Origin of the sequence: Comamonas sp. A7-5, assembly GCF_039581385.1 — a bacterium.
Lineage (GTDB): Bacteria > Pseudomonadota > Gammaproteobacteria > Burkholderiales > Burkholderiaceae_C > Comamonas > Comamonas thiooxydans.
On record NZ_JBCPWO010000001.1, the window covers coordinates 531,189 to 543,642 of the forward strand.

Annotated in this window: 10 protein-coding genes; 3 read left to right on the top strand and 7 right to left on the bottom strand. The window is 60.0% G+C overall.

The annotated features are described in order from the left end of the window. The first annotated feature begins 92 nt into the window (after window positions 1–92). Together AAIL67_RS02395 and AAIL67_RS02400 are read left to right on the top strand one after the other, a co-directional pair. Window positions 93–827, top strand: coding sequence for an NUDIX domain-containing protein (locus AAIL67_RS02395; RefSeq protein ID WP_034351716.1), 735 nt, complete (start codon window positions 93–95; stop codon window positions 825–827). Between the two features lie 59 nt (window positions 828–886). After that, window positions 887–2,893, top strand: a complete 2,007-nt coding sequence (locus AAIL67_RS02400; protein WP_003063288.1) for a U32 family peptidase — start codon at window positions 887–889, stop codon at window positions 2,891–2,893. Between the two features lie 257 nt (window positions 2,894–3,150). Here AAIL67_RS02400 and AAIL67_RS02405 read toward each other — a convergent pair whose 3' ends face one another. From AAIL67_RS02405 to AAIL67_RS02415, 3 genes are read right to left on the bottom strand one after another with little or no spacing between them, the layout of a single operon-like run. Then, the gene (locus AAIL67_RS02405) at window positions 3,151–4,092 is read right to left on the bottom strand and encodes an alpha/beta hydrolase (RefSeq protein ID WP_343483307.1); all 942 of its coding nucleotides are present in this window, start codon (window positions 4,090–4,092) and stop codon (window positions 3,151–3,153) included. A 56-nt stretch (window positions 4,093–4,148) separates the two neighbouring features. Then, the gene (locus AAIL67_RS02410; protein WP_343483308.1) at window positions 4,149–5,612 is read right to left on the bottom strand and encodes an NAD(P)/FAD-dependent oxidoreductase; all 1,464 of its coding nucleotides are present in this window, start codon (window positions 5,610–5,612) and stop codon (window positions 4,149–4,151) included. A gap of 9 nt (window positions 5,613–5,621) precedes the next feature. Further along, entirely contained in the window at window positions 5,622–6,371 is a 750-nt protein-coding gene (locus tag AAIL67_RS02415; protein WP_343483309.1) for an SDR family oxidoreductase, read from the bottom strand. Window positions 6,372–6,681: 310 nt separating this feature from the next. Here AAIL67_RS02415 and AAIL67_RS02420 point away from each other — a divergent pair, with 310 nt between their 5' ends. After that, window positions 6,682–7,482: an SDR family NAD(P)-dependent oxidoreductase gene (locus AAIL67_RS02420; protein WP_063660827.1), complete on the top strand. Its 801-nt coding sequence runs from the start codon at window positions 6,682–6,684 to the stop codon at window positions 7,480–7,482. A gap of 53 nt (window positions 7,483–7,535) precedes the next feature. On the opposite strand, the gene AAIL67_RS02425 is transcribed toward AAIL67_RS02420, so the two are convergent. The 4 genes from AAIL67_RS02425 to AAIL67_RS02440 all read right to left on the bottom strand — a co-directional run bounded on the left by AAIL67_RS02425 (window position 7,536) and on the right by AAIL67_RS02440 (window position 12,415). Next, window positions 7,536–9,125 (bottom strand): AMP-binding protein, encoded by a 1,590-nt coding sequence (locus tag AAIL67_RS02425; protein ID WP_063660826.1) that lies wholly within the window; start codon window positions 9,123–9,125, stop codon window positions 7,536–7,538. A gap of 63 nt (window positions 9,126–9,188) precedes the next feature. Continuing rightward, window positions 9,189–9,992: an SDR family oxidoreductase gene (locus tag AAIL67_RS02430; RefSeq protein WP_343483310.1), complete on the bottom strand. Its 804-nt coding sequence runs from the start codon at window positions 9,990–9,992 to the stop codon at window positions 9,189–9,191. Next, window positions 9,989–11,530: a class I adenylate-forming enzyme family protein gene (locus AAIL67_RS02435; RefSeq protein ID WP_343483311.1), complete on the bottom strand. Its 1,542-nt coding sequence runs from the start codon at window positions 11,528–11,530 to the stop codon at window positions 9,989–9,991. The genes AAIL67_RS02430 and AAIL67_RS02435 overlap by 4 nt, the downstream gene beginning before the upstream one ends. 18 nt (window positions 11,531–11,548) lie before the next feature. Next, window positions 11,549–12,415: a 3-keto-5-aminohexanoate cleavage protein gene (locus AAIL67_RS02440; protein ID WP_343483312.1), complete on the bottom strand. Its 867-nt coding sequence runs from the start codon at window positions 12,413–12,415 to the stop codon at window positions 11,549–11,551. Window positions 12,416–12,454 lie beyond the last annotated feature (39 nt).

Here is a 12,454-nt window from a genome sequence, read left to right on the forward strand (position 1 = left end):
GAACGGGCTCCAGCTACAGGATATAAGTTGCATTGAACAACTTATGCAAGTTGTACAATACAACCCATCATTCATCCCGTCAAGCCTGATTTATGAGCGTTACACAGCGTCACTCCAAGCCAGCGCCGGACTTTCCTCGCCCCTACACCACGGTGGATGTGGTGATCTTCACGATTGCGCAAGGCCGCTTGAATGTATTGCTGGTGCAACGCCCAGGTCACGACGATGATCCATTTCCCGGCCTCTGGGCCTTGCCCGGGGGGTTTGTGAATGTGGATCTCGATGCCGATCTGCAGGCCTGCGCCGCGCGCAAGCTCAAGGAGAAGACGGGTGTGGACAGCCCTTATCTGGAACAGCTTGGCAGCTGGGGCGGCGCGGCACGTGATCCGCGTGGCTGGTCGGCCACCCATGTGTACTTTGCGCTGATTCCCGCCCATGAGCTGCAACTGACCAAAGGCGCCAATGCGGCCGATGTGGCCTGGTTCGAAGTGGATGAATTGCTGCGCCGGCCTGCACTGGCGTTTGACCATGGCAGCATCTTGCAGACGGCGGTGGAGAGACTGCGCAGCAAGGTCGAATACACCTCGCTGCCCGCTTTTTTGCTGAGCGAGCCCTTCACCCTGCCCCAGTTGCAGCAAGTCTATGAAACCGTGCTGGGTCGCAGCGTGGACAAAAGCGGCTTTCGCACCCGCATGCTGGCAGCGAACTTTCTGGTCGAAGCCGGCCATGTGGAAGGCGTGTCGAACCGCCCCGCCATGGGCTACCGGCTGGCGGACCGCAGCGGGCCCGTGGTATTTCCGCGCACATTCAGCCCACGCGGCCATTGATACAGGCGATTACCCGCCGCTGTGCCGAAACCGGGGCTTGCTGAGATAATCCTGCCCCTATGTCTCTCCTGCCCCACCAGCTCGAACTCCTGTCCCCGGCGCGCGACGCCGATATCGGCATCGAAGCCGTCAATCACGGCGCGGACGCCGTCTATATCGGCGGACCGGCCTTTGGCGCGCGAGCGACTGCAGGCAACGACATCCGCGATCTGGAGCGGCTCATCAAGCACGCCCACCGCTTTGGCAGCCGCATCTTCATCACGCTCAACACCATCTTGCGCGACGATGAGCTGCAGGGCGCACGCGATATGGCCTGGCAGATCTACAACGCCGGCGCCGATGCGCTGATCATCCAGGACATGGGTCTGCTGGAACTCGATCTGCCACCCATCCAGCTGCACGCGTCCACCCAGACCGATATCCGCACGCCCGAGAAGGCCCGCTTTCTGCAGGACGCCGGTCTGTCGCAGATCGTGCTGGCGCGCGAGCTGGATCTGAAACAGATTGCCGCCGTGCGCGCCGCGACAGACCCGAGCCGCACCACCATCGAATACTTTGTGCATGGCGCGCTGTGCGTGGCCTACTCGGGCCAGTGCTTCATCAGCCATGCCCATACCGGACGCAGCGCCAACCGTGGCGACTGCAACCAGGCCTGCCGCCTGCCTTATGAAGTAACGGACGCCAGCGGCCGCATCATCGCGCATGAAAAGCACGTGCTGTCCATGAAGGACAACAACCAGAGCGATAACCTGCGCGCCCTGATCGACGCCGGCGTGCGCAGTTTCAAGATCGAGGGCCGCTACAAGGACATGGGCTATGTGAAGAACATCACGGCCCATTACCGCAAGCTGCTCGACGAAATCATCGAGGAGCGCGAGTTCTCCGATCAGCCGCTGGCGCGCTCGTCGTCAGGCCGCACCACTTTCTCGTTCGAACCCGATCCGGACCAGAATTTCAACCGCGAGTTCACAGACTACTTCGTCAATGGCCGCAAGGATGACATCGGCGCCTTCGACACGCCCAAGACACCGGGTCGTGCCATCGGCTGGGTGACACAGGTCGGCGACAAATGGTTCGAGATCGAAACCAGCGACAAGACCGCCGAGCTGCACAACGGCGACGGTCTGTGCTACTACGATCTGCAAAAGGAACTGGTGGGCGTGCACATCAACCGTGCTGAATGCGTGAGCGCCAAAAAAGGCATCTGGCGCGTCTTCCCCAAAAACGAGATCGCCGAATTCAAGGATCTGCGCAAGGGCCTGGAAATCAACCGCAACCGCGATATGGACTGGGTACGCACGCTGGAGAAGAAGTCCAGCGAGCGCCGTATCGGTCTATGGGCCGAGTTCAAGGAAGCTGCTGCCGGCTTTGCGCTGACGCTGACCGACGAGGACGGGTTTGTCGGGGCTGCCGCCATCGCGCATGAGCACCAGAGCGCCACCGACCCAGCCAAGGCAGAAGCCACGCTGCGCGAGCAACTGGGACGCTTTGGCGCGACGGTTTTCGAGGTGAACGATATTTCACTGAGCCTGAGTCAGCCCTGGTTTGTACCCGCCTCCGTGCTCAACCAGTTGCGTCGCGATGCCGTTGCCGCATTGGAACAGGCCCGCGCCGACGGCTTTGTGCGTCTGCCCCGCGCCAAGCCCGTGGAGCCGCCCGTGCCTTTTCCTGAAGACACGCTGACCTATCTGGCCAATGTCTACAACCAGAAGGCCCATGACTTCTATGTGAAGCATGGTGTGAAGATCATCGACGCCGCCTACGAGAGCAAGGAAGAGGAAGGCGAAGTCTCGCTGATGATCACCAAGCACTGCGTGCGCTTCTCGATGAGCCTGTGTCCCAAACAGGCCAAGGGCGTGATCGGCGTCAAGGGCACCATCAAGGCAGAGCCGCTGCAGCTGATCAACGGCAAGGAAAAGCTCACGCTGCGCTTTGACTGCAAGCCCTGCGAGATGCATGTGGTTGGCAAGATGAAGAAATCGGTGCTCAACCAGCATGCCAAGGAAATGAAAGAGTCTCCCATGCAGTTCTACCGTACACGCCCCACGCCTCAGCAACTTTCCTGAGCACGTTTGAGCCCACAAAAAAGCCCGCTACCGGCAACGGTTGGCGGGCTTTTTTACAGCCTCAGAACCACTGGTAAAAACCCTCGGTTCAATCCCTTTGCTCAAATCGTCTATTTTTTAGGCAATCCGTGCAAATCACCATCTGGCGCGGGTTTCAAGGCTTGAAAGCATAGTTTTCCACAAGAGCGTCCACATGATGCGGGGATAAAACTGAGGCATCCACCACACATAACTGTATACATGAACAGTTGCATGTATCAGGCTTGTCCAACAGCCGATATCTTGCCAAAAGACAGCTTTGTACAAGCCTCTTGCAGCAACTTTGCCACTGCCGGCACCAGGGTGCTGAAGTTGGCAAACCCATGCAACATGCCTTTCGCACGAAGGCTGGAAACGGGTACGCCAGCCTGCTGCAGGCGCAGGCCAAAGGCCTCTCCTTCGTCGCGCAATATGTCCAGCTCCGCCGTCACCAGCACCGCTGCCGGCAAACCAGCGAGATCGGGGTACTGCATGATGGAGGCCAGTGGATGTGCAGGCCTGGCAGGGTGATAGTGATGCCACATCGCGGCCATGGCTTCGGTGGTGAGAAACGGCATCTGCCCATAAAGCGCATGCGATGGCGCATCCATATGCGCATCGCAGACCGGATAGAACAGCAGTTGCTGGGATATGCCTCTCCAGCCGTCTTCTTTTGCGCGCAGGCAGGTGGCGACGGCCAGATTGCCACCCGCGCTGTCGCCCGCCACCATCAACTGCCGCGCATCGCAATGCAGCTCGGCCGCATGCGATGCCACCCAGCGCGTGGCTGCATAGGCGTCGTCCAGCGCGGCGGGAAAGACATGCTCGGGAGCCAGACGGTAATCGACCGACACAAGATTCATGCCGGTCAGGCGCGCCAGGTGGCGGCACAGGTTGTCATGCGTTTCCAGCGTGCCTATGCACCAGCCACCACCGTGAAAATAGACCATGACCGGCGCTGCCTGCGCGGTGCCGGGACGGTACAGGCGCAGCTTGAGCGGCTGGCCGTCGCCACCGGGGATATCGATCTCACGCACCTCATGCATGGGCAGGTCGGCAGGCGGGAAGGCCATATGATCCATGAGCTTGCGGATTTCGGGCACCGGAGTGGCCACAAAATCCATGGGCGGAGCATCCTTGAACTGCTCCAGCACGGCAGCCATTTCGGGGTGTATCTGCATTGGGACTCCTTGAAGTTGATGGAGCGCGCCCGACCAGGACGGGCGCAAGGCGGCACTCAGGCCACAAGCTCTTCGGTCTGGTGGTGGATATAGTCCTGCCACACCGGCGCACTCATCTCCTGCCTGAAGCGCGACTGCGACCAAGGCCAGGTGTTGGGCACACCGTTTCTGTCCAGATACCAGCTATTGCAACCCGAGCCGAAGACCGAGCCTTTGGCGGCCTGCAAGCGCTCCTGGTCGTACTGAGCCAGAGCTTCGGGCCTGGCCGAAAGCCCTGCCACGCCGGCCTGCTGAGCACGCTCTATCAGCTGCGAGATATACCCCCACTGCATTTCCGAGGTATCGATCAGCGAGAAGTTGCCCACGGGAGAGGTCGGCCCGTTCATGAAGTAAAAGTTGGGAAAGCCCGGCACCGAGATGGACTTGTATGCCGTGGGCACATCGCTCCAGGCCTGCTCCAGCGTGGCTCCGTTCAGGCCCGTCACATTCATGGGGCGCACATAGCGGTCGGCCTTGAATCCCGTGGCCAGGACGATGATGTCCACCTCATGCAGCACGCCGTCGCTGGTACGCACTCCCTTTTCCTCGACCTTGGCAATAGCTTCGGTGATCAACTCGGAATCGGGGTGCTGGATCGCCTTGTAGTAGTCGGGCGAGTAAATCAGGCGTTTGCAACCAGCCCGGTAATGAGGCTGCAGTTTTTCACGCAGGGTTGCGTCTGCAACAGAACCATCCAGGTTGTCCTGGCAGATTTTCTGAATTTCCTGAATCTGTTCCGAATTCGGATCCAGCACACCCTCGGTAAAGCGTTCAACATTGGCCACATAAGTAGGTTCGCGCTGCAGATAAACCAGCAGATCGCGGTTGCTGCGGAATTCGGCACGCTGCTCTTCGCTGAAAGCCGGATTCTCGACCGGGAAAATCCATTGGGCCGTGCGCTGAAAATGCCGCACCCTGGCACGCGACGCCAGTGCCGAGACAATTTGCACGCCCGTTGATCCGGTGCCGATGACGGCAATCCTTTTACCGTCCAGCGGTACCGAATGATCCCAGCGCGCACTGTGAATCGTGTTCCCCTCGAACTCCTCCAGGCCCTTGAGCTGCGGATAGTTGGGGTGGTGCAGCACACCTGTGGCGGCAACCACCACCTTGCCCTGGTATTGCTTGCCATGCTGATCCTGCAGCGTCCAGGCATCGCCCGTCCATTCGGCACGCGTGATTTCGGTGCCGAACTGCGAAAAATCGGCAATACCGTATTTCTGGAAAACGCCTTCGAAATACTGCTGAATCTCGGCTCCGGGCGGCAGCACCCGAGACCATTCGGGGTTTGGCTCGAAAGAATAGGTATAGGCGTGCGATGGCACATCGCAAGTCAGGCCTGGATAAGTATTATCCCGCCAGGTTCCTCCCAATGTCCCGGCCTTCTCCAGGATAATGAATTTCTTCCCGCTATTCTTCAGGTGAATACCTGCCAGAATGCCGGACATTCCGCAACCAATCACTATGACATCATATTTCATTGGAATTCCTTAAATATTAATTACTTTGGCCGCAGAAAATCCACCATCCACGGGAAGATTGACTCCGGTAATAAATGAAGAAATATCGGAAAGCAAAAATGCCACGGCATTACCCACTTCTTGCGGCTTGCCCGCCCGCTTGAGTAGATGCATGGCCTCGAAAGCCTGGCCTACAGGCAGTTCATCAAGCATGGTGGTCATGGGCGTATGGATATAGCCGGGGCTGATGCTGTTGACCCGCACGCCGCAAGGACCGAGATCCGATGCCAGACTGCGCACCATCTGGATCACCGCCCCCTTGGAAGTGCAATAGGCCAGATTGGTCGGGTTGCCCAGCATGCCGTTGATGCTGGCGATGGCGACGATGGAGCCCCGACCGCGCTGCTTCATGTGGCTGGCCACAGCACGTGCACTGAGCATGGTCCCCGTCAAATTGACCTGCAGTACCTGCTCCCACTCCTGCAAGGGCATGCTCTCCAGATCACCTACGCGGGAAATGCCAGCCGAAGTCACCAGTCCATCAATCTGCCCGTAGCGGTCCAGCATGTAAGCAACCAACTCATTGGTCAGCTTCTCGCTGCTCACGTCTAGCTTGCGAAATTCGCAGCCCTGCGGCAAATCCTGGCTTTGCTGCAGATCGGCGCACACTACCTTTGCTCCGCTGGCGGCCAGGGCCTGGGCACTGGCCAGGCCAATGCCCGAAGCACCACCTGTGACCAGAACCACTTTTCCTTCCAAACCACTGATGAATGGATTCATTTTCAAACCTCAATACTGACTGACCGCCACCAATTGGCGATGAGGATTGAGATTCTTTGTTCTTTTCAAATTCAAATCACTCTGAGTTTTCCTCTTTACAAAATAAGTTTGTGTTTACAGTCCCTAGTGGAAACCATTAATTCATTTGGACGTACTGTGCCCGGATTTTTTATATGTCAAGCAGGTCTCTTCATTGAATAAATCAATAAAGACTGTAAACACCTTCAATAACTGTCAAGCGGGAATTCGTGAGAAATATAGATAAGCCGGAAATGCTTTAATTCATTCGTATTTAGCCAATGAGGAAATCATGAAAGTTGCAGTCATCACCGGTGCAGCCAGCGGAATTGGTGCAGGCCTTGCCAAAAAGGCAGTCACTCTTGGAATGAAAGTCGTGGTTGCAGACCGCGACCAGGCGGGTCTTGAGAAAGTCGCGCTGGAACTGGGAAATCAGGCATTGGCCGTGGCCACCGATGTCACCAGCCAGGCGTCGCTGGATACACTGGCCGACAAGGCCTATGCAGCTTTCGGTCAGGTCGATCTGCTGTTCAACAACGCAGGCGTTCTCAGCACCGGCAATAGCTGGGAGATCAGCGATGCCAAGTGGCAGCAGGCCTGGCAAGTCAACGTCAACGGCATTGTCAATGGCCTGCGCGCTTTTGTGCCGCGTCTGCTCAAGGCCAACCGGCCTGCCCGCATCATCAACACAGCATCGGTAGGCGGCTTTCTGCCCAGCGCCATGATGGCCCCCTACTCCGCCACCAAGTTCGCAGTGGTCGCGCTGACCGAAGGTCTGGCTGGCGAACTCGCGGCCATTGATCCGCAAATCAAGGTCTCGCTGCTGGCACCAGGCCCCGTCAGGACAGCCATCTTCCGAGAAGCACCTGGCGCAGCGTCGGCAAAGTTTCACGGCATGATGACCCATTTGCTCGACGAAAACGGTATGGACACCGAGGAGTTCGCCAACCGCGTCTTTGCAGCCATTGACCGTGGTGAATACTGGATCGTGCCTCAGCCGGAAATGCTGGACCCGCTGCTCAAGGCCCGCAACAAGCTCATCGAGACGCGCACCGACCCGGTGCTGTCCTGGACGCAGGAGATCGCAGAGTGAAACCAGGGCCTGCTTTTGCAGGCCCTGGCAGCATTTGCGGACACGCCCGGATATCAGGTGCCCCAAAGCTCTCTGGCCACCTGCTCGAACTGGCGTCGCATCACGTTTTTCTGCACCTTGCCCGTCGCCGTGGACGGGAAGGCCTCCACAAAATGAACCAGCTTTGGCACTTCAAAGCCGCTGAGATGATTGCGGCAATGGGCCAGTATCGACTCCGAATCCACCTGAGCCCCCGGCTTGCGCATGACAAAGGCACAGACCGCCTCGCTCCAGTGAGGGTGCGGCAGGCCAAACACGGCAGCGGCAGCTACGTCCGGGTGAGCCAGCACGACGGCCTCAACCTTCACGCTGGCGACGTTCTCACCGCCGGTCTTGATCATGTCCTTCTTGCGATCTATGAACTCCATGCGCCCCTGCGCGTCCCACATGCCCAGGTCGCCGGTATGGTGCCAACCAAACTTCTGTGCCTCTGCCGTCGCCTTTGGGTCCTTGAAATAACCCAGCATGACATTGGGGCCGCGATGCACGATCTCGCCGACCTGGCCCGCTCCCAGCAGATTGCCATCGTCGTCCATAACGGCGGTCTCACACGTGCTCAGAGAGCGCCCCCAGAAATTGGCATCGCATTCGGCATTGAGCAAGGGGTAGAAAGTCATGGTGGCCGGATATATCTCGGTCTGCCCCGTGGCTAGAGAGATATTGCGGCACATGCGCTGCGCAATCTGGGCGATCAAGGGTTTGGGAATGGGTGCCATGGCATAGATGCACTGCCGGATGGTGGTGGGCGCAAAACCCGGATCGGCCAGCACCGCTGCATACATCAGGGGCAGCCCGACAAAGATCGTCACACCTTCCTTCATCACCAGTTGCCCCACCTCCGCCGGCACAAACTGCCGCGTGAGCACGGTGCAAGCACCTGCCGCCAGCGCAGTCTGCACCAGTGCATGCTGAGCGCAATGAAACAGAGGCAACCAGCCGCTGAGCACATCGGCCTCGCCATATTTCATCTCGTCGATATTGCCCTTGACCGACGCGTATACCGACAGATGGGAATGCACCACGCCCTTGGGATTGCCCGTGGTGCCGCTGGTGTACATGAGCAAGGCCGCCTGGTTGTCGTCAATATCAACCTCGGGCAAAGCATCGGACTGGCCTGCCTCGGACTGTGCCAACGATATGCCCGGCAGTCCTGGCTGTACTTGCTGCGTTTGCGGGCGCGTGATGATGAGCGGCACCTGCAATTGCTGCAGAATTTCGGCCAGCCCGGGCAGGGCCAGCAACTCCTGATCGACCACCACTGCCGACACCTCTGCATGCCGCAGGATGTAGTCGATGCTCGATACCTCCAGCTTGATATTGACGGGCACCCACACCTGCCCCGCCTTGTGAATGGCATTGCAGGCCACCACCATGTCTATGGAATTGGCGCACAGCATGCCGATCTGCTTGCCCGTCCCCAGCGTCGAGAGCAAATAATGCGCGAAGCGCGAACTTCGCGCATCCAGCTCGGCATAGCTGATGCGCTCAGCACCATCGACCAGCGCCGTGCGGCTGCCAGACTTGCGCGCACTGCGGTGGAGCAGGTCGCCCAGCGCAATGCGCCGGATGCGCCGTGCCTCCTTCGTCAGACTCATCTCGATCATGGTTTGTCTCCTTGATAGTGTGCAACCCGGAACCCATAACCCACGCTTTTTCTTGTTGTGTCTCTAATTCTGCTGCGGCATGGCCATCGCGGCGGCAGCAACCATGGGCGAAAGCTGGCCCTGCGCCCCGCCGTCACAGGCAATGACCGTGCCGGAGATATAGCTGGCCGCATCGCTGCCCAGAAACATGGCCAGTCGGGCAATATCCGCGATCGTGCCCATGCGTCCCAGCGGCACCATGCTGCGTACCAGAGCGTCTCCTTCAGCTCCCTGCGGGGCCAGCCGACGCATGCCTTCCGTGCCCTCGATGGGGCCGGGGGAAATGGCGTTCACACGAATGCCCCTGGCACCCCACTCCAGTGCCAGTACCCGCGCCAGATGGTCCACTCCTGCCTTGGCTGCACAGACATGGGCCTGGTACATCATGGGCACGGTGGACTGCGGCGCGGTGATGAAGATCAGGCTCGCCCTCGGCTGCCGCAAGTGCGCCAGAGCCTGACGCGCGACATGAAAGCTGCCCAGCAGATCGATGTCCACCACCACCCTGAAAGCGTTGGACGACATCTGCTCCGCAGGTGCGAGGAAGTTGCCTGCCGCACCAGACACCAGCACGTCGAGCGGCCCGTGGCAAGCCACGGCCTGCGCCAGCGCCGCTGCCACCGCCGGTTCATCGCGCACATCGGCTACCACGCCAAAGGCCTGCGCCCCCAGCGTCGCCAGGGCCGCGTCCACATTGGCCTGCTTGCGGCTGACGACCGAGACCCGGGCTCCTGCCATCGCGTAGTGCTGGGCAATGCCCAGGTTGATGCCTGTGGTGCCGCCAAACACCATCACATGGCGGCCCGAAAAATCAAATTGCACATTCATGAACAGCACTCCTCTGCTCGCAACAAGGCTTTCTGGATCTTTCCTGCCGGGGTCAACGGCAACTCGGTGCGAAACACCAGCTGGCGCGGCAGCTTGTAGTCAGCGAGCTGCTGGCGGCAATGCGTGAGCAGTTCCTCCTCGCTCACGCTGGCACCGGGTCTGATCACGATGTAATAGCGCCCCACCTCGCCCAGCACGGGGTCCGGCACGCCTATGCCGGCGACCATCAGCACGCCCGCATGACCGGCAATCACGCCCTCCACCTCGCTGGGATAGACGTTGAAGCCGCCCTGTATGAACATGTCTTTTTGCCGCCCCTTGAGATGGATCAGGCCCTGCTCATCCACAAACCCCAGATCACCCGAATGAAGCCAGCCGCCGGCAAACACCTCTTCGTCCTGCTGCTGCCCCACATAGGCCGGAATCACCCCTGCACCACGAAACCACAGCTCCCCCACCTCACCACTGCGCAGCTCCTCTCCATCAGCCCCGGCCACGCGCAGTTGTACCCCTTGCAGCGGCTTGCCTATGCTGTGCAGCAGGGCTTGCTGATCCGCTTGCCAGGGTGTCATCGCGATGGCCCCGGAAGTCTCTGACAGGCCGTAGAGATTCATGATGTTCACGCCCGGAAACTGCCGCTGCAGCCGCTGCAGCAACACCGGCTCCACATTCGATCCGCCCACCACAATCAGGCGCAGCCGGCTCATATCCACCTCTACCAGAAGCGGATGCATGAGCAGCAGCGTCAGCATGGTGGGCACGCCCACCAGCCAGGTCGGCGGATGCTTTTGCGCCATCCTCAACACGGCTTCGGGGCTGAACATGGGCACCAGCTCGCAGCAGCCGCCCGCCAGCAACATGGTCAGCACGCCGCAGGTAATGCCGCCCACATGGTTAAGTGGCATGGCCAGTTGCACCATGTCGTGCGCCGCAGCCTTCACATGTGCATACTGCGCCAGCGCTGAGCCCAATTGAGAGCGATGCGTCAGCCCCGCTGCCTTGGGCCTGCCCGTGGTGCCGGATGTGTAGATGATCATCAGCAGGTCATCCGGTGCAGGACCGTCGCCTTCATGCAAGGCTTGTGCGCCGAACTGCAGCGCTTGCTCGAATCCTTCATCCACCCACAGCAGATGCTCCAGCGCCGCAAAACGCCGACGGGCCTGCGCCAGATAGTTCTGGTAGTCGAAGCCGGCAAACTCGCGCGGCGCAAGCACGGCCTTGACCTGGCTGTCCTGCAGCATGAAGTCCAGCTCGGCATCGCGGTATCGGACGCTAAGGCCCACCACGACCAGCCCCGTCTTCGCCGCCGCAAAATAGCTCAGCACCCAGGGCAGACCGTTGGGCAGGATGATGCCGATGCGTTCACCGGGTCGCAGGCCCAGCGAGGACAGATGGGCGGCCCAGGCGCTGGCCATGACATCCACCTGCTGCCAGCTGTAGCCGCGCCTCTGGTCGATATAGGCATTCCTGTGGGGATGGTCGGCCACGGTCTGCGCCAGTGCCTGCGCCACGGTCCGAGGAAGAGTACAAGCGCTCATCTGTAACTTCTCCCTGATTCAGGCTGCCAGGTGCAGCATCTGCCTGGCCTCCCTGGGAGTGGCGACTTCACGGCCCACATCACGCGCATAGCGAGCCAGCTGCTCGATCAGCGGAGCGTTGGATGTGACCTTGCTGCCGTCGGGCAGATAGAAGGTGTCTTCCAGTCCGCTGCGCAGATGTCCGCCGAGCTCGGCTGTGCGCAAATGGGTGGGCCAGATCTCGCTGCGCCCGATCAGCGTGGTCTGCCAGGGCGCGTCCTTGATCTTGAGCCTGAGCAGTATGGGCAGCAGATCGGGGTCTGCCGGCATACCGGACTCCACCCCCATCACGAAGTTGTATTCGGGCAGGCCTCGGTACATGCCGGTTTCCACATACATGCCCACGCAGCGCACGATGCCCACGTCAAAGCACTCGAACTCGGGCAATGTGCCGGTCTCTGCCATCACATCGAGAAAGTCCTGCACCTTGGCGGGCTGATTGTCGAACAGCATGGGTGGCCAGGCCCAGCTTCCATTGCTGCGGGTCTTGAGATAGTTGAGCGAGCCCGCATTGCAGGCCGCCATCTCGGGTCGCGTGGCACGCAGGCAGTCCAGCGGTCCCTGGTAGTCGGGGCCGACCACGCCGGTGGTCTGATTGATGATGAGCTCGGGGCAGGCTGCACGCATGGCCTCCACGCAGGCCCTGGCCACTGCCGGATCCCAGCTGGGCAGATGACCCTTGCCCTCCTCCTGGCGCCTGAAGTGGACATGAACCACCGATGCGCCTGCGTCATAGGCTCGGCGCGCCTCCTGCGCCAGTTGCTCTGGCGTCACGGGCACATGATGCTGATTCGGATCGGTCAGTACCCCGGTAATGGAACAGGTAATAATGGCTTTGTCGGACATATCGCTCCTTGGATAGAAGCTGATAACGCTTCATTCACA